Genomic DNA, 21,133 nt, shown 5'->3' with positions numbered 1-21,133 from the left:
ACTTATTGGTATTTATCTAATATGCTTTGATATAGTGAAATACCATTTTCACCTTTGGTTGATTTTATTCTATTAATCCCTTTTTGCAATTCACTCGCAACCTCTGGGCCAATAGATTTATTAAGCGCGTAATACAAATAACCCCTATTTAAGGTATAGACTGTTTCAAACTCGCTTGCGTCTACTCCATGTTTCGCTGCCCACCAGTAAAGGCCTCTTTCTGAAAACGCTAGCAAATCAATTCTATTCTTTACCAATAACTGAACTAAGCGCGTGATGTATGGCGCTTCTCTCATTGATGCCCTTGGCACGCCCAATGAGAGCAGCTTTTGTTCACCGATATCATCTCTAACAACGCCGATTGTATATTGTGCGATATCAATAGGATCCGTTATCTTGATGTGCGAGTCTTTCTTGGCGATAAGTACAAGTTTAACGTCAGCAATTGGCCCAACCCAATTGAACAAGTTTTCACGATGACCTGTTCTCGTAGTGGCAAACAGCACAGCATTTGGGTTGGTTAATGTTTCCTTGTAAGCAAATGACCACGGTGAAATAGTGATTTGGTTCGGCTTAATTTCTTGCCCAACAGCTTTGGCTGAAGCCACCAATATATCAACGGCATACCCCTTAACCACTTTATCTTCTGAATAATTTGAAGGAGGATAGTCTTCGGTATAAAAAACCAAATCGGAGAATTTATTTTCCTCAGCACCAACGATAGTACTCACTAACATCAATACATATATCAGTCCTTTTATTACATCGATGCGCAACCACTGCATGCTAGTCCTTCAAGCTGGATTAAACTTCCTATAAACCTAGTTGAAAATTAAAACCTCGTCTAGAATTTGACTAAACACAGCCAAGTATTGGAACGTATATGTATGAAAATGTTTTAAATTTTTGGTTCAACGAGCTAAAGCCAAATCAGTGGTTTGCTAACGAGAACGATCTCGACGATTTGATACGGACACGGTTTTCGTCTCTACTGTCACAAGCGGGAAAGTGTGAACTTTTTGAGTGGCGGAAAACTGCTCGAGGCCGTTTAGCTGAGATTATTGTATTGGACCAGTTTTCCCGCAATATATATCGAGGACAAAGCCAATCTTTCTCACAAGACCCACTCGCACTTGCATTGGCACAAGAAGCGGTTGCTCTAGGTGCAGACTTGGAACTCAACCCTACCGAACGAACTTTTCTCTATATGCCTTTTATGCACAGTGAATCACCTCATATCCATGAAGAAGCTATGAGATTATTCGAAAAGTTAGGCAACCAAACTAATTTAGATTTTGAGGTAAAGCACAAAATCATCATTGACCGATTTGGCCGATACCCTCATCGCAATGAGATATTGAGTAGAACTAGTACTGAAGAAGAAATTGAGTTTCTCAAACAACCTGACTCTGGTTTTTAATAAGGCTAAAACTCTATGCCAGTAATAAAAGTCCAATCTCTCCCATTCCACCCACCATTACAATTATCAGAGATTGTAGTAAGCATTTCATACTCAGTAAGCCAAGCAATTGACATTGATGTTGAACATGTCATGTGCAGTTGGAGCTTTTTTGAGTCTGATGGATTTGCGGTTTCAGGAACTACTACTCCAGTTCAAACCAAAAGCACACACCCAATTGTGGTTGATTTGATACTGCCTAATACACACAGTAAAGAAACTGTTTCGATTATTATGAGCACTATCGCCGGTCAAATTGCTGAGAGTACTGCAGTCGAGCGAGACAATATCTTTATTACCGCCCAATTCGTAGAGTCAAAAATGGTATTTGAAAATGGTCAAATTATTCAATGGTAGAGCCTACCTATGGCGATAAAGTTATTGTGTGGCGACATCACACAAGCAAATGTCGATGCGATTGTGAATGCAGCCAATCCAAGCTTGCTTGGAGGTGGCGGTGTAGATGGCGCGATTCATGAAGCCGCTGGCCCTGAATTGCTTACCGCATGCCTCGAAATTAAAGAAAGTCATGGAATGCGCTGCCCTTTTGGCGAAGCGAAAATCACACCCGCAGGCAAGCTCAGTACTCAGTATGTCATTCATACCGTCGGCCCAATTTATATGCGCTCAAACACACCACAGAAAACTCTTCTCTCCGCTTACCGGAACTCACTTAACCTTGCTCTTCATCACAAGTGCCAAAGTATCGCCTTTCCTGCAATATCTTGTGGCGTGTACGGCTACCCCATTTTAGAAGCAGCACAAATCGCTTTAACTGAATGTTCCCGCGCAAAGTATTCAGAGTTAACGATAGAATTCTATCTATTTGATAAACATATGTTTGAAGCTTGGAGTCAAGTTGCTCAATCACTTGAGAACACTGGTTAAGATGAGTACATTCTGTATATAATCGAAGCACTCGCCTCAAAGTGACAAATAAAATCATGAACTTACTCACTGACCTACCAAGCAACCTAAAAGAAGAAGTATTCGAAGAACTTATTCGCTCAAAAAACATTCGCATAGAACGTATTGTTTCCAAAGGACACTGCTCACCAGATGACTACTGGTACGATCAAGATGAAAACGAGTGGGTGGTTGTCTTATCTGGTTCTGGAGTGATTGAGTATGAAGACAAGTCGAAGTTAACCCTAAATGTTGGAGACTATGTCAATATACCTGCTCACACTAAACATCGTGTACATTGGACTCAGCCAGAGAACGAAACCATCTGGTTAGCTGTATTTTATTAGAGCCCACTTTAGTGAGCTCCAATAAAACATTTTAACTATGAACAGCTTGCGTTGACACCTACTTGGTTAAATGCAGAAACAACATCTGAGGCGCTGTAACCCATATCGGTTGCAGCTTTAGCTACGCCACATGCTCCTTGATCAAAATTACTGTCTTCCGCCCAATACAACTGGTTAGCAACCGCAAACACTTCAAAACCTTTGCGCACGTCCCAATCATTCATATGTGCTAACAGATAAAATGCACGATTGAACACCCCACTAGAGTAATGAACATCGATTCCGTCATAGTAATCCGATGCGTCATCAATCGACTTTCCATCTTTTGACGGTTGATCAAAATAACGTAGACCACCTTCTGACTTAAAGATATCTGCACCAACAACCCAATCAACCTGCCCTTTCATATAATATTCAGCGGCTTCGCCAGCAATATCAGAGAAGGCTTCATTGATACCACCAGACATTCCTGAATAAACAAGACCAGAGTTTTGCTCAGTGAAACCGTGGCTAACTTCATGCGCACTGACATTTATATCAACCAATGGATAGAACGTATTTTTCCCATCGCCAAATGTCATAGAAGAACCATTCCAAAACGCATTTTCATAATCACTACCATAATGAACACGCATTGTAAGCTGGAATGTCAGAGGCGACGTTTTTAGCCAATCGTTGTACATATCAAATACTACTTGGCCAAAATACTGAGCGTCATTTATAGGGGAGTAAGCACCATTGACTTGCTTATAGTCATTGTAGTTTGAAGAATCGGCGCAAGTGTAGCTGTAGGCTTTGCTACCGAATACTCGATTATTCATGTTTACAGTTTTAACGTTCGCACTCTCCATAGTACACTTACCAGTCGAGTTATTCTTGCTTACCGTAAACCCATGGTAGTCTTCGCCGTAATTATATTGGCCAGTTTTAATATTGCCCCCGGGTCCTGTTCCAGCTTCTTCACTATGTGCTAAGCCTTCCCATGTTTTTAATATTTCACCAGAGTTAGCATCAATAAAATAATACGGCCTTGAAGGCGTATCCGATTCCACGAAAAAGTTAACTTTATAAACTAACTTAGCATCAGAGTTTTCATCGAGCATGACCATCAATTCTGATTGCTCATTTTGATACACTTCCTTTTCGCTTGCTATTAAAGTCTTGTTTTCAAAGGCTTGCTTAGCAATGGACATCGCTTCATCATTGTTTATTTGGCTGGATATCGTCGCTACGTCAGCGTTTATGCCTTGCAACATACGCCCATAAACCTTTCTTGGTCCTAACTCCGTTGAAGTTGCCACAACTGACGTATTAAATACCGGCACACCATAGTAGGTTTGTTGATAGCGAACTTTGGTTTCCCCATTTGGTAAGACAATCGTTTTTTTCGCTTTAAACCCAAGCTCTGAAGGAGCAATACTGTGTGCTGTTGCAAGTCCCTGCTGTAGAAGGGCACCGTCTTCCACTTTTACCATCTCAGCGGCATTGGCAGAAAAAGCGAACACAGAACCTATAGCGACAGCTAGTATGCGACGTTGAGTTAATTTCATTTTTTTATTTCCTAATAATTGTTAGTTAACTTCCCAAATTCCACTGCGGGAAGGCTGGAGTTTTCCAGCACATAAAAAATGAACTACATATCGGTAAGTTTCTATAATATTTAGAATTTTCATCTGGGACGATGTCAATATATCTTAACATTCACTTGTGCTTAGTATTCTCACTACGCTCAAATCACCAATAACCCCATGTTAATCAATGGTTATCACTGACAGTTTTGTGACAACAATTTAGTAACAGTTTTGTGGGTTTTGTAGAGGCAGAGAGTAAATATTCTATTGGAGAAAAGAGAATCGCTAACGCAATGACTTTATTAATTTAGTCTATAGTAGAGTAATGGGTGGCTAAGAAAGCTTATGCTGTGTATCCACAATTCAAACTCAACCCAATACAACGTTAAAACGGAATTAACCATGTTGGATCGCTTAAAGAATGCAAGTGTTGCTATTCAATTGAAATTTGTCATCGCATTGTGTTTGTTTTTCGCTTTTTCGGGCATTGCAGCTCTAGTTTACAACAACGCATACTCTCTTCTATTAGACAAAACCTTAGCATCTCACCAATCAAAAATTGAGGCTTTAGCTGAAACTATAGCTGGGCAGTTCAATGCCTACCTAGAGACGGCAAAAGTACTCGATTCAGCTTATAAAAATGGCTATTTAGCGGGGGTATATCAAGAAGACTATACCGTCGATTTTATGGGAAAAAGTGTTCAAAACCTAACTCAGTATGGAGAAAGCTTAATAAACGACACTAAGCTGGTAGATAGCTTTACTCGCGATACTGGCTCAGTAGCCTCTCTGTACGCTCCCATTGGAAGTGATTGGATTGTGGTCTCATCATCACTCAAAGATCCGAGTGGCAAACGTAATCTGGGAGCAAAACTAACTCCTGAGCATCCTGGCTACAAAGCAATTAGTAATGGAGAAGAGTATTACAACAATGTCACTCTGTTTGGTAAGAGATACATCACCTACTACGCACCAATAAAAAGCGCGACCGGGAAAATTATTGCAATCACCTTTGTCGGCTTACCGATAGAGAAAGCGACTCAAGACTTATTCGCCTCTCTTGGCAACATCAAGTGGGGAGATACAGGATACACAATCGTTGTAGACAATGATGAAAATCATAGAGGCTACTTTTTACTGCACCCAGACCAAAGCATCCGCGACAAGCGTATCCAAGACGTCACTGACTCTGCAGGAAATAAACCATTTGGAAGAATTTTCGAGTCCCAAAGTGGGCTTATTCAATATCCATACAAGTACCCTGGGCAAAATAACAGTGCGGAGAAATATCTAGTATTTACCGAAGTGCCCGGCTGGAATTGGAAGTTGTTAGGCGGTACGTTTATAGAAGAAGTCACAAAAGAAAGTGCAACGCTATTGAGACTAATAATCATTGCTGCAGCAGTAGTTGGTATAACTGCCTTGGTTCTTCTCTCTATTTATCTAAGTAAAACATTGAAACCTCTAGAAACACTCAATCAATTTGTCCAGAGGCTAGCGAAAGGAGAAGTGAGCATAGAGATACCTAAAGGGCCTAACAATACTAAAAACGAAATCACGAGCCTTGGAAACGGTATTGCCGATATGGCACAACAGTTACAAGAACTTGTTGCACAAATTTCTTCCACCAGCGATGTGGTTAGTGAACAATCCCAGAGCGTTGCGACCGATGCGAAATTCAACTTGCAGCAAGCAGACTCACAACAAAGTAAGGTGGAGAGAGTTGTATCTTCTATCGACTTGATGACTTCATCGGCAAAATCAATTTCAGAGCAAGTTGATACCATCGTAGAAAATGTGCGGCTCGCAAATAAAGATAGTCAGTCTGGCCTCGATATGGTTGAGAACATGAGCCAAGGGATGAGCACCTTAAACGAGAATTTAGCGCAATCTTCCGATGCTATACATCAAGTAGAGAGTGATAGTGAAGGTATTCAGAATGTGACCAAAATGATTGATGAAATCGCAGAACAAACCAATTTACTCGCTCTCAATGCAGCAATCGAAGCAGCAAGAGCTGGCGAGCAAGGACGTGGGTTTGCAGTTGTCGCAGACGAAGTACGTACACTTGCTCAACGTACCCAGAACTCTGTTAAGGATGTGGTCACTATTATTGAGCAGCTCAAAGCATCCACATCAAGTTCAGTCGAGTTAATGAGCCAAAGTCAAAACAACGCTACAGAAGTAGTTGAAAAAGCGCAAAGAGTGGGTGAAGCACTCAAAGCCATTGCCAATCAGGTACACAGTATTTCCGATCAGGCTGAGACTATTTTAACAACTTCAGGAGAGCAGGCTTCGACGGCTGAAGAGGTTGCCAAAGACACACAACAAATAAGTGAATTGAATCGTAAGAGTCGCGAAACTATCGCACAAACAGCAAACAGTGCTCAAGACCTAGAACAACAAGCATCAGATTTAAAACAGAAGGTCGGTTTCTTCCACTAGTGAAGGAAGAGTTGATCTTAAGTGCACATATAGTCTGCGCAAGCTAACCTGCGCAGACTGCTGTTAACATATGCCAATGGTTTTAAGCATACTTTGAGAGAAACTCTTTAAGCATACTGGTGACAATATCTGGTTGCTCTAAGTTACTGATATGTCCGGCTTGTGGGATTTCTACAAGTTGGCTTTCGGTTATACAGTCTTGCATCAGATATGATTCCATGACCGGTCTTGGTATATCTTCTTGCCCCACTGCAATCAATACAGGTAACGCAAACTTCTCAATATCTTCAATCATATCTCTGCGGCCAAAGATCATGCGCCCAATGCGAGCTACTTCAACTGCTTGCTCTCCTGTTATAGAAGAAAGGTGTTTAGCAAAACTTGCAACTAACTCAGGTGACTTTTCCGCACCATTTTTGGCAAAGAACATTGGCACGACAGCTTCTAGAATTGGCTCTGGCACCATCTGAACGTTGGCAATCGTATCTAGCATCGAAAAATATTTTTGATGGGTGATCTCAGGTTCTAAACCAACAAATGTATCCATCATAACAAGACTTTTTACTCGCTCAGGAGCAAGTAATGTAAGCTCTGCCCCCCACATTCCGCCGACAGAAAGCCCAACGACTGAAAACTGCTCTACATCCAAGTGATTCATGAGAGCTAGCATGTCTGCTGCTATATCCTTTAGACTACGAACTCTTTCTGGGGCATAAGCCGACTGACCATGTGCCCACAAGTCAGGCACAATACAGCGATAATTTTCGCTTAGTGCTTCTATCTGTGGTTGCCACATCTTATGATCCCACAAATAGCTATGGCCTAGTAAAACTACAGGACCCTCACCTTTATCGAGGTACGCCAACTCTTTTCCATCGATAGAAAATTTGTTCATTGGATTATTCCATTCTTCTTATACATGACTGCTTCCCACTAGAGAAAGCGATGGGTTGGTTTGAGAGGCTTCACTAAGCCATCAAGACCTTCTACTTTTAGCGCTAAACAGAGCTGCATCAACTCCCCTAGTTCTCCTTGTGGAAATTCACCTTTATTGGCAAACCATAGCAAGTACTCTTCTGGTAAATCGATAAGGTATCGCCCCGAGTATTTGCCAAAAGGCATAGTCGTTGATGCAAGTTTAACTAGTGAAGCTTTATCTAACATTTGTCTGAATTCAGAGCAGGTTACGCTTAGAAGCTATTTTAAGGTGCGCGATGAACATATTCAACAATGACGCTATTACCCTCGATATAGGCGCGTTGTATTTCTCCATCAACACTCATTTTGCTGGTTAAGTGGACTTCTTTAGGCGTTGCTAGGTTATTCTGCACTAGCGAAGGAATCACTTTACGCGGATCAACATGTAGCTGCTCGCAAAACTCACTTACAAATGTCATCGACAATGGAGTAACGCCACGTAATAATTTAGAAAACTCAAGCTGGGAAAGGCCAAGGCGTTTTACCATTTCCATTTGCGTTAAACGCATTTTCGCTTTTTGCGACATCCAAACTTGATTTAATGCTTCTCTATCTTCTTGAGTAAAATCCATCTACCAACCTCCACAAAACACACAATACATTCGAAACTCGCGACTTTCTCAATTAACCTGAATCAAGGTTAACTTACTCAAAATACAGATGATCGTAATTGAACAGTGTCGAGAAAAGTCGAATTCGTATTGTCAATACGCGGTGATATTTAGAGCAATGTTGTAAAGAAAAGGACATAAGACAGAAAACCGTCGTTATTCAGTACAATAGCTCGTAAATTACTATGAAGGTGATCGTAAGAAACTATAAATGTAATGAAGTAGCCAAGAATACATCCTTAGCTACTTCACTCTGTAGTTAGACTAAAACCAAGTCGATATCCACTTTTTAAACCAGTCGGTGAGTCTTTTAAACCAACTGCCCTCTTCTACGTTGTTAAGCGCTACAAGGTTCGCAGATTTGACTTCCTTATCCTCGACTTTATAAACCACTTTTCCCAACACGTCTCCTTTATGAATTGGAGCACTAATATCAGAGTTGTATTCAATAGATGCATTCAGTTTATTGGCCTCACTTTTAGGTAGCGTGATATAAACTTGCTGATCTAGTCCCACTGGCACTTTATCTTTGTTTCCCATCCACACTCTAGCAATCGCGATTTCTTCTCCAGCTTCGCTAGGTTGAACTGTTTCATAAAAACGAAACCCGAAGCTAAGCAACTGTTTGCTTTCCATTTCACGGCTTTTTGCACTATTTGACCCCATGACGACCGAAATCAACCGCATATCGCCATTTGTCGCTGATGTAGCCAGGTTATAACCAGCACCGCTTGTGTAGCCAGTTTTCATCCCGTCGACATTTAAGCTCCTATCACGTAAAAGCCCATTACGATTATATTGAGTGATACCGTTATAAGTGAACTCTGTCTCACTATATAGTGGATAAATATCAGGAAGATCTCGAATGATCGCTTGACCCAACTTAGCAATATCTCTAGGTGTCGAATAGAGGCCGCGGCTGTCTAAACCATGTGGGTTAGTATAAGACGTCTTGTCCAAATCCAGCTTATTCGCCCATGAGTTCATAAGACCAACAAAAGCCTTCTCAGAACCAGCAACATGTTCCGCAATCGCCACGCTGGCATCATTACCAGATTGAACAATCAGACCACGATAAAGGTCATTCATTGAAACCTTAGTCCCAACCTCGATAAACATCTTTGACGAATCAGGGAAGTTCTTTGCCCAAGCGTTACGACTTACAACAACGACATCGTCCTTGCTAATGTTACCGCTACTCATCTCTTGCCCAGCAACATAAGCCGTCATCAATTTGGTCAAACTCGCTGGATTCAATCGAATATCAGCATTCTTCTCGACTAACACTTCGCCTGTATTGTAATCCATTAACACATACCCCTTAGCACTCAGAGAAGGGGGAGATGGAATAATTGTGGGACTTGCAAGTGAAACTGGTGAATTTAAGGCCACTGCTAATGAGATAACTGCAGAGGCAAACAAGGGTTTATTCATAGTGCCTTACCAAATTACTGACCTAATGAAGAGTATAAAGAAATGCGTGTAATGGTTTAGCGAGATTTTACGTTTTTTTACTTAAAATCTATATTTATATCAAATAGTTCAAATTTCATCACACTTTAATACATTAAGGCCGCTAGCTTTCACGCTCGCGGCCTTAGATATATGGCTTTGATCCAGTTTAGTATGTAACTACTGCACCACAAAATACCCGTAATGACTCTCTAAGAAAACTTCTCAGAGTATTTTGCTTGGAATCTATCTCTGTATGTAAACCATACGAATGTTGCCATAATTGAGAAATACAAATAAGACAACGCAAAGACGATTGGGGAGGTAATCAAATCTGCCGAAAGCCCCCAAGCTACTCCGGCAACAGTAACTATCAACTTCGCCATCATACCACATAGCAGTAGAAACAAAGCTAACTCTGGAAACCTAGTACTTCTAAAAGCAAACCAATAACAACTAGCAACTGCTAATGTCGCAATAGACAAGCCAAGAACGTATGACTGCCAGTGCTCAGCTGAAACGAAGCCTGCGAAAAGACTGACAATGAGAATTAGAGCTACTTTCATTTTCGACCTCACAACAACAATGATCATCACAACCAATAAACGAAATCTTATATTTCATAATTATCCCCCTACTAACCGCTTCGATCAACCAGTAATTTGGGCTGCTGTCACAAACCATTAAAAATATTTCTATCGCCAATTCCACATACAGAATGACATCCCAACTTAAACGAACGCCCCATCATTGAGAAAAAGCTCATATATCTATTCAAGCCACTCGCTTGTGGATGTAAATTTTGCCCTAGTGGGCAAATAAATTCGCAACACTCGCGTTCTAAGACCCTCTCTGGTACTTTATGCCAACATTAAAATTTGCCGTTATGAACATGCCTTCACAATACAAAATAAATAAAATCGTGGAGATTGGAGATACTCTTCATCGAAGTGGGTGCGCCCCATACAAACTAGAAAAATACACACAACATTACGCTCAGAAGCACAACATCGACGTCATGGTTCAAGCAACCCCGACAACCGTCAATTATCAGTTTCCTGATGAAAACAATGCAGTGATCATGAAACGTCATAAGCCAGCCACCATCAATTTGAGGCTACTGGTCAACACTATCCAAAGAGTGAACAAACTTAGTGACGAGCCAATTTCTCCAGCAACTTGTTACTCAAAACTGACCTTTGCTCTAGCAAATATAGCAATACCACCCGCATACTTAATGTTAGTAGGCAGCACGATCGAAGCAGTGCTCCTTTCTGGAATTCTCGGCTTCATCGTATGGCTCTGTCAGCTTACATTTCAAAGGCGGCGAGCATTAGCTGTAGAGTTCTTTGCCGCTTTGTTTAGTGGTATTTTCGTCGCCTTCGTTGCCAGTACTGGACTATCAGTACCGGCTTGGACTCTCTGTATCGCTGCAATTGTGCTTTTCATTCCGGGGCTATCTATTGCAAACTCACTAGAATGTTTAGCTTTTAATGATTTGGTTTCCGGTACCGCATTGCTCGGTCAAAGTGGTCTCACACTAATTAAACTCTTTGTCGGAATTGTTATCGGGCTAAATGTAGGTGAGTCAATATGGGGACCTAGTATTACAACGTTCTACATTAATGAAGTACCACTTTGGCTGCACATCACAGGATTATTCTTACTCTCAATATCTATTGGTGTAATATTTAATGCTAGACCTATAGATATCCTTATAGGCTTGCCCGTCGCAGTGATCGGTATGTGGGGACCATTTTACCTTGAATTAGGTGGAGGCTGGGTTGTAGGAACTTGGGTTACTACCGTATTGATAACACTTTATGGGACTTGGATGGCCAAGAAGATGGATTTAACGGGCTCTATTTACATTGTGCAGGGGATAATTATCTTAGTTCCCGGTAGCCGAGTCCTTGTTAGTGCTGGCCAATCCGTTTTTTCTCAATCCATACTACCCATACCGAGTATTGGATTGTCTGCATTTTTTATGTTTTCAGCCATTGTCGCAGGACAAATAACCGCTTATTCGATTTACTCTCCGAAAGTGAGCTATTCTAGCTAGCACTTGTTGGTTAGCATTTGGCATTTTATCCATTTGTACAATTTTAGCGGCTTGAGCTGCTCGTGAATTGCTCAGATAAAACTAGGCACATAAAAGCCCTATTCAAATACCTCAATTACGCGGCCTTTGAATAGGGCTCTTTTCCCTGATGTTTCATTTTTCTCGTATAACTACCTTTTCCTTTCTTAGCTTTCTCAACTCGAGTTTTAAACAGCTTGCTCGTTACTGCGGCTTTCAAAGCATTGTCTTTTATCTCACCACGCTCCATGTCGCACTCATATAATTCAGATCGTTTATTCTTACTCACTTGGCACCTTCTACTAAAAAAATAGGATCATTCGCTCACTATTCTAACTTCCGTTTTCGGACAGTTAAAGAAAGATTTACCACCAACACATTCATGCAGTGAATTGGTGGATAAAACATTCTACTCTAAGTTATGCTTCTAGGTAGAGTTTATAAACAAATTCTCGTTTCACCTTGATGAATTCCTGCAATTATTCTTAAAAAATGAAACCTAGCGCATAATTTTTGGTGAAAATATAGAAAAATATGGGGATCGCGTCTAATATCCGTTGACTTGACATGCCATTACTCTAAACTCGTTGGCAGCTAGAAAGCAGTTCTTTGTTTACACATACATTTCGTTGGATTATTTGTAACTCCCCCGTCGTGTCGTACGCAATAGCAATCTACTTTTCCACGCTATCCGCGCCGAATTCGGCCCATATGTTTAAATTAGGATATTTATTATGTCTAACACAGTTACTGGTACTGTAAAGTGGTTCAACGAAACTAAAGGTTTCGGTTTCATTCAACAAGAAAACGGCCCTGACGTGTTCGCTCACTTCTCAGCTATCACTGGTGACGGCTTCCGTACTCTTGTTGAAGGCCAAAAAGTTGAGTTCGTAGTATCTCAAGGTCAAAAAGGCCCACAAGCTGAAAGCATCAAAGTACTGTAATTAGTGACTTTTTTGTAAAAAATAGCCAGCATTACGCTGGCTATTTTTTTGGTAACACAAATGGCATTAAAACCCACAATTTACAAGTTTCGCATCTCACTGTCCGATTTAAATACTAATCATTACGACAGTCTTTCTCTGACAGTCGCTCAACATCCCTCGGAAAACAACCAGCGTATGCTTGCGCGAGTTTTGGCATATTGCCTCAATTCACAACACTCATTAAAGTTTACCAAAGGCCTTTCAACGACTGAACAACCCGATATGTGGTCTCATTCACTCGATGACATAATATTGCTATGGATTGATGTCGGAGAACCCGATGTAGATCGAATTAAAAAAGCTTCGCGTAAAGCAGAGCAAGTTAAAGTGTTTAGCTTCAACACAAAGTCAGACCTTTGGTGGGAACAAAACCAAAGACAAATCGCGGACTTTGCAAATGTTGAAGTTCACCAGTTCGAGCCCGGCGCAATAGAAGAAGTCGCTCAATCGCTTGTTCGAGGTATGGAAATGTCAGTAATGATATCGGATGAATCCATATTTATCGACACCGACGCTGGTTCATATAATCTAGTTTGGAAAAAGTTACAGTGCTATGAGTAACTTAAAAGAAAGTTTATTCGATATACAAATCAATCAATTGCAAGTGATCAATAAGCTTTCAGAAACATGGCTTTGGTTCTGCGATCGAAACCAAAGCCTTTTCGAAAAGGCATGTACAAATAAACCGGAAAAGAAAGTCACCGACCACTTACTTGGCATTGCGACAAAGCAACACATTGAATGCCTTGATAAACTCAACCAACAAGCAGAAACTGTAGCAGCTCTAGAGCAAGCTTTTGAGCAAAATATAGGTAAAAAGCACAGTAAAAAATTCCAGTACCAAGATAAAAACCAGTTAATTTTAACCACTCATATCTGGCTTTATTTACAAGGCTACTTGGGGCTAGCATTTAGCTTGTCGAACGAGTATGCCACTCAAACAGCACAAGTCTTGGCTGACACATCAAATCAAGTACAGTCGATCCGAACCGAGTTTTTAGAAAGCTACTACCTCGGTTTGGATCTATACAAAGCAAGGTCCAAGCATCAACCTTTTCGTTGGCTAAGAAAATTACTAGGAAGGTAATATGAGCAACTATCCGACGATAAACTGCTCACGATAAGTCTAGTAAACCACTACTCCACCTTATATTGAAGCAGAACCTCGTTATCTAACACGACATTAGTTGACCATATAAATTTCGCTCCGGCTCCAGAAAACACCTGCCTGAAATTGGTGTATGCGCGCTTATTATCAACACCTATCTCATTTTCAGAATACTCAGTCGCGCTTGGCCAGTCTGCTTGGAAGTTTTCGCTATTCCAGCCAGGTGGAATTGACCAATGGACAGCAAAAGCATTTTTGCCATTGTCATACCCTTTCGTATCGCATGTTTTTGATAGGCGTTTGCTCCCAACCTCTGACAAGCACCTCAAATTATAAATAGGCGCTGTATAAAATGTTTGCGCTTGCCAGCTTTTGTTGGTCACAGTTCCATCACTGAAACTTGCGATAAAGCCTCCATCTCCAGGAAAGTATGCTTTACCACGATTGTTTTCCGTACCCACCCCTAGGTTTTCTTCCCAATCAACCAGCTTGACAGCTATTGTGTATGGTTTCTTAACCTTGAAGCGCACCACGCTGGAGTTGAAAGGGGTAAAAGGAACAGAATCGACACCAACCAATTTGCCATTGATATAAAGCTCGAAATAATTGTCTGCAAAAAGATAGCCCGTTATCACCTGCCCATCAGACTCAATGTCTACAACCGGAACTTTGGACATGTCGACCTCAGATAACGAGTTGGGGCGAATACCTTCACAATCATTGTATAAATCGGCCGCATTAGGTGCTGTTTGAAACATAGTGCCAGCCGGCACAGTCCAAGTATTCCCTTCCTTATCGACTATCTGACCAACTGCAGCGACTCGGCTTCTCCCTTGTTTGCAGGTATACAAACTGCGATCGACAACCTTTGCTTCTCCCTGCGTCAAATGTCCCGTTCCACTATAATCACTCATACTCCCTCGCACTGGGCTTTCACTACTTATTCCACTATTTGGGGTACATCCTACTAGAGCACTAGCGATCACTGTAAACAAGGCTAAATTCGGCTTAGTTATTCTCATTCTTCCTCCGTGAAAAACAGCAGCTGAAGTGAAATTGTAAAACAATGATCATTTCAAAAATCGGGGATTAAGCATAGTTTTCCAACGTTTACAAAGATTTACCATTCGCAAATTACTGCCAGTTTCTTGGCTTGAAATTTCTTATAGGAACTCTACATCAAGGCCTGATAGAATACGCCGCAAATAAAATCACCAGTAATCTGCTATAAACCAGCATCAGGCTACTTGGATATAAAAATACTACCGCTAAAAAGAGTAATCAGCTTATGAAATTAGTACGATGGCTTCTAGGAAGGCTCATATTATTATTGAATTTTGTATTCAGCCCAAAAGGAATAAAGCGCTCTGAAAAGGAGCAACAGGCTGTAAACGAAAAGTCTAAGAGTTTAGCTCTATACCAATTCAACGCATGTCCATTCTGCGTAAAAGTCAGAAGAGCAATGAAAAGGCTTACCGTTAACGTCGAGCTTCGAGATGCAAAGAATAATAGCCAATATCGCGAAGAGCTTCTTACCGAAGGGGGCAAATCAAAAGTACCGTGCTTGCGTATTGAACAAAATGGTGAAGTTCAATGGCTTTATGAGTCTTCAGATATCGTAAATTATTTGGAAGAACAGTTTAAAACAAACTAGAAGTCAATATTGTCAGCCCCTAGCATGATTTGCTGGGGGCTCCCAGCTAAGTATCCCTTTTCTTCTCATACATTCTTCTATCGGCTTCATCAATAAGCGCTTCAACACTACTGCCTGAATGAGCATTGCCAGTCGCTAAGCCATAACTAAAAGCTAATTGGTAGTCTTTGCCAGAGTTGGAGTTGTATTCGTCAATCACAGTAGCAAATCGATTCAACGCCGTTTTAGCAACTACTTCTGTCGAGCCAGCCATAAAGATCACAAACTCATCACCACCGATACGAGCAAAAACGTCCATATCTCTAAAAGACTTATACATCAGGTTAGCAAATGTAATTAAAGCAGCATCACCTTCTTTATGACCAAAATTATCATTGATTACCTTAAACTTATCTAAATCAATAAAGGCAAGTGAATAGGGATAGTTACCACATTTACAATAGTTAAGAGCTTTGTCAGCAAGCTTGATAAAGCCACGGCGGTTCGAAATCTTTGTAAGCTCATCAATTTCTGCGTTGTGGCTAGCACGTAACTCGCTTTCCGCCATTTTAGCTAAATCGACAAGATCATTGATTTCTTCTTCACTAAACTCTCTAGGTTTGTCGTCTATGATACACAGTGTTCCAAGAACAGTATCCTCGTCATAGACTAATGGAATCCCGGCATAGAATCGAACATACGGATCGCCTTCCACCAATGGATTGTCCGCAAACCTCGGATCTTGTGAGGCATCCTCAACAACAAAGGGATCCGTACCTAATATCGCATGGCCGCAGAATGAAACATCTCTTTCCGTTTCTGAAACAGGCAGACCAAAGCAAGACTTAAACCACTGACGATTTTCATCAACAATACTGACTAACGCTATCGGAACATTAAATATTCTTCGTGCCAATCGAGTTACTCTATCAAATCTCTCTTCGGGATCGGTATCCAATATTGCTAAACGACGCAGGTTACTCAAACGCTTTCGTTCATTTTCGGGTTTTGTTGGCCTTAACATTATTACGACAGCTCCCTTTTCCTTAAGTCGCTTTAAGTTTAGTCAAGTTTTATAAGGCCCAATATAAATTTAACGCTTGTCCTAAGTGTAGTTTTTATATAGGTTGTATATTCACTTATTGTTCTTTACCGGACTTTATCCATAGATATGCCCATGAGTCGTTTTATTGCTTACCGTTGGCCACTCTCAACTATGCCCTGTAGCCGGTAGGTAATGTCGTGCCTGGCTGCGAGTTGACGTAGCTTGGTTAATACTTGTGTTTTCGTTCTCTCGCCGCAGCACTTATTTAGGAGAGAAAGAATGAATCACACCCTATCAAACAAGATATTACAGCTTCGCTTTTCGACGCGAGTAATAGGTTTTTCCTGTGCTGTTTTAGCTTGTATTATGTTTTCCTTAAAACCCGTACTTATCAAGATTGCCTACTCCTACGGTGGAAACGCGACGTCTATCATGTCACTGAGAGCATTTTGCTCGCTACCAATCTACCTAGGCATGTTATTTATTTTACTCCGAAATAAAGTCAATCGGTCTGCTGTAAGAAAGTACGGCATACTAACCTGCTGTATAGGAATTCTTGGCTACTACGTTGCAAGCCTACTTGATATTCTATCGCTAAAAGATATTTCGGCTCAGCTAGAGCGACTACTCCTGTTTCTTTACCCCACAATAGTCGTTTTTATTGTCTGGGGAAAATCCAAACAGCGCCCCACCAATAACACTCTGTTGTCTGCTTTACTTGGTTATCTAGGTGTGGCTGTCATTTTCATCCATGACTTCCAGATGGGTGGAGATAGAATCTCAGTAGGTGCTGCATTAGTCATTGCCTCAGCCACTGCGTTTGCATTTTATGTTGTGCTAAGTAAATCACTGATTCAAAAAATGGGGAGCTCGCTATTTACGAGTTTAGCGATGACAGCTGCTGGAGGCGCTATCGTAATACAGCTCGCTCTATCTGATGTCACGGCCTCAAATTGGAATGCACAACTGATTGTAACCGGCTTAGTGCTAGGTATCTTCTGCACGGTTATTCCTTCTTACTTGATGAGCGCTGCTCTTGCTCGCTTGTCATCGCAAGAGGTAAGCCTCACCAACAATCTAGGCCCCACTGTAACCACCATCGCGGCCATATCAATACTTAGCGAGACATTCACAGTGTATAACTTAGTCGGATTAACACTCGTTATGTACTCAATATTTTTGCTGAATAAAGCTAAGAGTTGATGAAACTATCTGAATATCAAAAAGCAAAAAGGAGAGCCGAAGCTCTCCTTTTTAAAGTTCAAGTCAGCGTTCTAATTAAAGAGCTGCTTTCGCTTTTTCAACTAAAACAGTAAATGCTGCTTTGTCGAATACTGCGATGTCTGCAAGAATCTTACGATCGATCTCGATAGATGCTTTCTTAAGACCGTTGATGAAACGGCTGTAAGATAGACCATTTTGACGAGACGCTGCGTTGATACGTGCAATCCAAAGTTGACGGAATTGACGTTTCTTGTTGCGACGGTCACGGTATGCGTATTGACCAGCTTTAGTAACAGCTTGGAAAGCTACGCGGTAAACACGTGAACGTGCTCCGTAGTAACCTTTAGCTTGTTTTAGAACTTTCTTATGACGTGCACGAGCTTGTACACCACGTTTTACGCGAGGCATTATGCTTCTCCTAAACTAAACGATAATAAACTAAAAAGAATTAAGCGTATGGCATCATACGAACAACTGCAGCCACTTCACATTTAGGAAGGATTGCGTTTGGACGTAGTTGACGCTTGTTCTTAGTAGTACGCTTAGTCAGGATGTGACGTTTAGTAGCGTGCTTGTACTTAATACCACCAGCAGTTTTCTTGAAACGCTTAGCAGCACCTTTGTTGGTTTTCATCTTAGGCATGATGAATAACTCCGCATTGTGATAGTTAATTAACAATGTAATTAGGGCGAATAAAACCCTGCCACTTTGCAACGGCAGGGTTTATTACTTGTAAGCCGTTAATTACTTCTTCTTAGGGGCAAGCACCATAATCATTTGACGGCCCTCAATACGATTTGGGAAAGACTCCACTACTGCTAATTCAGCTGTGTCTTCTTTCAATCGATTAAGAACGTCAACACCGATATCTTGGTGTGCCATTTCACGGCCACGGAAGCGAATTGTTACCTTCACTTTGTTGCCGTCTTCTAGGAAACGCGTCAGGTTGCGTAGTTTTACCTGATAGTCTCCTATATCAGTTCCAGGACGGAATTTTACTTCCTTAATCTGGATCTGCTTTTGTTTTTTCTTCTGCTCTTTAGCAGCTTTGCTCTTCTCGAAGAGGAACTTGCCATAGTCCATCACACGACAAACAGGTGGCTCGGCGTTAGGGCTGATCTCTACGAGATCCATACCAGCTTCATCAGCTGCTTCTAGTGCTGCGTTGATTGATACAACACCAACGGACTCACCGTCAGCACCAGTTAAACGAACTTCACGTACGCCACGAATTTCACCGTTTAGTCTGTGCTGGTTTTGTTTGGCCGGTTGTTGGCCACGTCTTCCGCCTTTAATAGTTTATTCCTCCAGATTGAGCTTGCGGGTAGAAACCTCGGCTTGGATGTATGAGATAAAGTCATCCACTTTAAACTTACCTAGGTCTTTACCTTTACGTGTACGTACTGCAATTTCTCCAGCTTCCATTTCTTGGTCGCCACAAACCAGCATATACGGAACACGCTTCAAAGTATGTTCGCGGATTTTAAAGCCAATCTTCTCATTTCTCAAGTCCGCTTTGGCTCTAATTCCACTTTTTTGTAGTTTTTGTGCAACTTCTTGAACGTAATTTGACTGCTTGTCAGTAATATTCATGATTACTGCTTGCTCTGGAGCCAACCACGTTGGGAAGAAGCCTGCGTATTCTTCAATAAGAATACCGATGAATCTTTCCAATGAACCCAAAATTGCACGGTGAATCATCACTGGTACATGACGCTCGTTGTTTTCACCAACGTACGTCGCACCAAGACGACCTGGCAAGTTAAAATCAAGCTGAACTGTACCACACTGCCATGCGCGATCTAGACAGTCATGTAAGGTAAATTCAATTTTAGGGCCATAGAACGCACCTTCACCTTCTTGGATCTCATAAGGAATATCCATTGACTGAAGGGATTGTTTTAATGCTTCTTCAGATTTATCCCAGATCTCATCAGAACCAACACGCTTCTCAGGACGAGTTGATAGTTTCACAACAATATTTTCAAAACCAAAGGTTTGATAAATGTCGTAAACCATCTTAATACAGCTTGTTACTTCTTCTTGGATCTGGCTTTCAGTACAGAAGATGTGGGCATCGTCTTGAGTAAACCCACGTACACGCATAATGCCGTGTAGAGCACCAGACGGCTCATTACGGTGACAAGAGCCAAACTCTGCCATGCGCAATGGTAGATCACGGTATGATTTCAAGCCTTGGTTGAAGATCTGAACGTGTCCCGGGCAGTTCATCGGCTTTAGAGCATATTCACGGTTCTCAGATGAAGTCGTAAACATCGCTTCAGCATATTTGTCCCAGTGACCAGAGCGCTCCCACAATACGCGATCCATGATTAATGGACCTTTGACTTCTTGATAATCGTACTCGGTCAGTTTCTCACGCACAAACATTTCAAGATCACGGAAGATTGACCAGCCGTTATGATGCCAAAACACCATACCTGGCGCTTCTTGCTGCATGTGGAACAAATCAAGCTGTTTACCAATCTTACGATGGTCACGCTTTGCAGCTTCTTCTAGGCGAGTTAGATGCGCTTTCAGAGCTTTCTTATCATGGAAAGCGGTACCATAGATACGCTGCAACATCTTGTTATCGCTGTTGCCGCGCCAGTAAGCACCCGCAACATTTAGCAACGTGAAATGCTGACAAAAACCCATATGTGGTACGTGTGGACCACGACACATATCAATGTATTCTTCGTGATGGTATAAGCCTGGACGGTCATCTCTCGCGACGTTTTCGTCTAAGATTTCCATCTTGTAAGTTTCCCCGCGGGATTCAAACGTATCGCGCGCTTCTTGCCAGCTTACATTTTTCTTGATGACTTGATACTTGGTTTTCGCAAGCTCTTTCATACGCTTTTCGATTTTTTCCAAATCTTCTTGCGTTAAAGAATGCTCCATATCGATGTCATAGTAGAAGCCATTGTCGATTGTTGGACCAATCGCCATTTTCGCTTCTGGATAAAGCTGCTTAATTGCATGACCAAGTAAGTGAGCGCAAGAGTGACGAACGATTTCTAAACCATCAACGTCATCTTTCGTTGTGATGATTTCTAGACTTGCATCGTTTTCAATCAAATCGCAAGCATCAACACGGTTACCATCAACTCGTCCAGCAATGGTTGCTTTCGCTAAACCAGGACCGATTGATTGTGCAACTTCGAAAGTGGAAACAGGGTTGTCAAATTGACGCTGACTGCCGTCAGGGAGAGTGATAATAGGCATTATTTGTCCTTTACAGTGGTGTTGCACACCAAGCAACACGTGTTCAGTTTAAATGACGT

Annotated in this window: 24 protein-coding genes and 1 pseudogene; 11 read left to right on the top strand and 14 right to left on the bottom strand. The window is 41.5% G+C overall.

What is annotated here, in order from left to right:
- Positions 1-2: 2 nt before the first annotated feature.
- Complete coding sequence (locus tag L7A31_RS01860; RefSeq protein WP_237359790.1) at positions 3-785, bottom strand: substrate-binding periplasmic protein; 783 nt, start codon at positions 783-785, stop codon at positions 3-5.
- 98 nt (positions 786-883) lie between these two features.
- On the opposite strand from L7A31_RS01860, the gene L7A31_RS01855 reads away from it, so the two are divergent.
- The 4 genes from L7A31_RS01855 to L7A31_RS01840 are packed head-to-tail and all read left to right on the top strand — an operon-like array spanning position 884 to position 2,712.
- Positions 884-1,420, top strand: a complete 537-nt coding sequence (locus L7A31_RS01855; RefSeq protein WP_237359789.1) for a DUF924 family protein — start codon at positions 884-886, stop codon at positions 1,418-1,420.
- Between the two features lie 15 nt (positions 1,421-1,435).
- Positions 1,436-1,816, top strand: a complete 381-nt coding sequence (locus L7A31_RS01850; protein ID WP_237359788.1) for a hypothetical protein — start codon at positions 1,436-1,438, stop codon at positions 1,814-1,816.
- Positions 1,817-1,825: 9 nt separating this feature from the next.
- Positions 1,826-2,347, top strand: a complete 522-nt coding sequence (locus L7A31_RS01845; protein WP_237359787.1) for an O-acetyl-ADP-ribose deacetylase — start codon at positions 1,826-1,828, stop codon at positions 2,345-2,347.
- 56 nt (positions 2,348-2,403) lie between these two features.
- Positions 2,404-2,712 carry a cupin domain-containing protein gene (locus tag L7A31_RS01840; RefSeq protein ID WP_237360732.1) on the top strand — a complete coding sequence of 103 codons (309 nt, stop codon included), beginning with the start codon at positions 2,404-2,406 and terminating at the stop codon, positions 2,710-2,712.
- Between the two features lie 41 nt (positions 2,713-2,753).
- Here the strand turns inward: L7A31_RS01840 and L7A31_RS01835 are convergent.
- Positions 2,754-4,262, bottom strand: a pseudogene (locus tag L7A31_RS01835) (M4 family metallopeptidase); the annotation flags it as partial.
- 423 nt (positions 4,263-4,685) lie between these two features.
- Between L7A31_RS01835 and L7A31_RS01830 the strand changes: the two are divergent.
- Entirely contained in the window at positions 4,686-6,728 is a 2,043-nt protein-coding gene (locus L7A31_RS01830) for a methyl-accepting chemotaxis protein (protein WP_237359786.1), read from the top strand.
- 82 nt (positions 6,729-6,810) lie between these two features.
- Here the strand turns inward: L7A31_RS01830 and L7A31_RS01825 are convergent, their stop codons facing one another.
- From L7A31_RS01825 to L7A31_RS01805, 5 genes are all read right to left on the bottom strand, one after another.
- Complete coding sequence (locus L7A31_RS01825; RefSeq protein WP_237359785.1) at positions 6,811-7,623, bottom strand: alpha/beta fold hydrolase; 813 nt, start codon at positions 7,621-7,623, stop codon at positions 6,811-6,813.
- 38 nt (positions 7,624-7,661) lie between these two features.
- Positions 7,662-7,892, bottom strand: coding sequence for a DUF3820 family protein (locus tag L7A31_RS01820; RefSeq protein WP_237359784.1), 231 nt, complete (start codon positions 7,890-7,892; stop codon positions 7,662-7,664).
- Between the two features lie 38 nt (positions 7,893-7,930).
- Positions 7,931-8,278: a helix-turn-helix domain-containing protein gene (locus tag L7A31_RS01815; protein ID WP_237359783.1), complete on the bottom strand. Its 348-nt coding sequence runs from the start codon at positions 8,276-8,278 to the stop codon at positions 7,931-7,933.
- 303 nt (positions 8,279-8,581) lie between these two features.
- Positions 8,582-9,751 (bottom strand): D-alanyl-D-alanine carboxypeptidase family protein, encoded by a 1,170-nt coding sequence (locus tag L7A31_RS01810; protein ID WP_237359782.1) that lies wholly within the window; start codon positions 9,749-9,751, stop codon positions 8,582-8,584.
- Positions 9,752-9,981: 230 nt separating this feature from the next.
- On the bottom strand, positions 9,982-10,335 hold the full coding sequence (locus L7A31_RS01805; protein WP_237359781.1) for an NADH:ubiquinone oxidoreductase: 354 nt from the start codon (positions 10,333-10,335) through the stop codon (positions 9,982-9,984).
- 326 nt (positions 10,336-10,661) lie between these two features.
- Here L7A31_RS01805 and L7A31_RS01800 point away from each other — a divergent pair, with 326 nt between their 5' ends.
- Positions 10,662-11,831 carry a threonine/serine exporter family protein gene (locus L7A31_RS01800; protein ID WP_237360731.1) on the top strand — a complete coding sequence of 390 codons (1,170 nt, stop codon included), beginning with the start codon at positions 10,662-10,664 and terminating at the stop codon, positions 11,829-11,831.
- 115 nt (positions 11,832-11,946) lie between these two features.
- Here L7A31_RS01800 and arfA read toward each other — a convergent pair whose 3' ends face one another.
- On the bottom strand, positions 11,947-12,099 hold the full coding sequence (gene arfA / locus L7A31_RS01795) for an alternative ribosome rescue factor ArfA (protein ID WP_237360730.1): 153 nt from the start codon (positions 12,097-12,099) through the stop codon (positions 11,947-11,949).
- A gap of 484 nt (positions 12,100-12,583) precedes the next feature.
- Here arfA and L7A31_RS01790 point away from each other — a divergent pair, with 484 nt between their 5' ends.
- The 3 genes from L7A31_RS01790 to L7A31_RS01780 are packed head-to-tail and all read left to right on the top strand — an operon-like array spanning position 12,584 to position 13,922.
- The gene (locus L7A31_RS01790) at positions 12,584-12,793 is read left to right on the top strand and encodes a cold-shock protein (protein WP_047047292.1); all 210 of its coding nucleotides are present in this window, start codon (positions 12,584-12,586) and stop codon (positions 12,791-12,793) included.
- A 60-nt stretch (positions 12,794-12,853) separates the two neighbouring features.
- Positions 12,854-13,396 carry a YaeQ family protein gene (locus tag L7A31_RS01785; protein ID WP_237359780.1) on the top strand — a complete coding sequence of 181 codons (543 nt, stop codon included), beginning with the start codon at positions 12,854-12,856 and terminating at the stop codon, positions 13,394-13,396.
- Positions 13,389-13,922, top strand: coding sequence for a hypothetical protein (locus L7A31_RS01780; protein ID WP_237359779.1), 534 nt, complete (start codon positions 13,389-13,391; stop codon positions 13,920-13,922). Before L7A31_RS01785 ends, L7A31_RS01780 begins: the two co-directional genes overlap by 8 nt.
- Before the next feature lie 50 nt (positions 13,923-13,972).
- On the opposite strand, the gene L7A31_RS01775 is transcribed toward L7A31_RS01780, so the two are convergent.
- The gene (locus L7A31_RS01775) at positions 13,973-14,965 is read right to left on the bottom strand and encodes a hypothetical protein (RefSeq protein WP_237359778.1); all 993 of its coding nucleotides are present in this window, start codon (positions 14,963-14,965) and stop codon (positions 13,973-13,975) included.
- A gap of 266 nt (positions 14,966-15,231) precedes the next feature.
- Here L7A31_RS01775 and L7A31_RS01770 point away from each other — a divergent pair, with 266 nt between their 5' ends.
- Positions 15,232-15,597: a glutathione S-transferase N-terminal domain-containing protein gene (locus L7A31_RS01770; RefSeq protein ID WP_237359777.1), complete on the top strand. Its 366-nt coding sequence runs from the start codon at positions 15,232-15,234 to the stop codon at positions 15,595-15,597.
- A 46-nt stretch (positions 15,598-15,643) separates the two neighbouring features.
- On the opposite strand, the gene L7A31_RS01765 is transcribed toward L7A31_RS01770, so the two are convergent.
- Positions 15,644-16,600, bottom strand: coding sequence for a sensor domain-containing diguanylate cyclase (locus L7A31_RS01765; RefSeq protein WP_237359776.1), 957 nt, complete (start codon positions 16,598-16,600; stop codon positions 15,644-15,646).
- A gap of 300 nt (positions 16,601-16,900) precedes the next feature.
- On the opposite strand from L7A31_RS01765, the gene L7A31_RS01760 reads away from it, so the two are divergent.
- A complete protein-coding gene (locus L7A31_RS01760) occupies positions 16,901-17,824 on the top strand; it encodes a DMT family transporter (protein WP_237359775.1) in 924 nt (307 codons plus the stop codon).
- A gap of 75 nt (positions 17,825-17,899) precedes the next feature.
- Here L7A31_RS01760 and rplT read toward each other — a convergent pair whose 3' ends face one another.
- The 4 genes from rplT to thrS form a co-directional block, all read right to left on the bottom strand.
- The gene (rplT, locus tag L7A31_RS01755; RefSeq protein ID WP_073605034.1) at positions 17,900-18,253 is read right to left on the bottom strand and encodes a 50S ribosomal protein L20; all 354 of its coding nucleotides are present in this window, start codon (positions 18,251-18,253) and stop codon (positions 17,900-17,902) included.
- Positions 18,254-18,293: 40 nt separating this feature from the next.
- Positions 18,294-18,488 carry a 50S ribosomal protein L35 gene (gene rpmI, locus L7A31_RS01750; RefSeq protein WP_004401085.1) on the bottom strand — a complete coding sequence of 65 codons (195 nt, stop codon included), beginning with the start codon at positions 18,486-18,488 and terminating at the stop codon, positions 18,294-18,296.
- Positions 18,489-18,590: 102 nt separating this feature from the next.
- Complete coding sequence (infC, locus tag L7A31_RS01745; protein ID WP_237360729.1) at positions 18,591-19,142, bottom strand: translation initiation factor IF-3; 552 nt, start codon at positions 19,140-19,142, stop codon at positions 18,591-18,593.
- A 3-nt stretch (positions 19,143-19,145) separates the two neighbouring features.
- Complete coding sequence (gene thrS, locus L7A31_RS01740; protein ID WP_237359774.1) at positions 19,146-21,074, bottom strand: threonine--tRNA ligase; 1,929 nt, start codon at positions 21,072-21,074, stop codon at positions 19,146-19,148.
- Positions 21,075-21,133: the final 59 nt, after the last annotated feature.

Source organism: Vibrio marisflavi CECT 7928 (assembly GCF_921294215.1).
GTDB lineage: Bacteria > Pseudomonadota > Gammaproteobacteria > Enterobacterales > Vibrionaceae > Vibrio > Vibrio marisflavi.
Note: the sequence above shows the minus strand (reverse complement) of the source record. Positions and strands in the feature narration are given on the sequence as shown.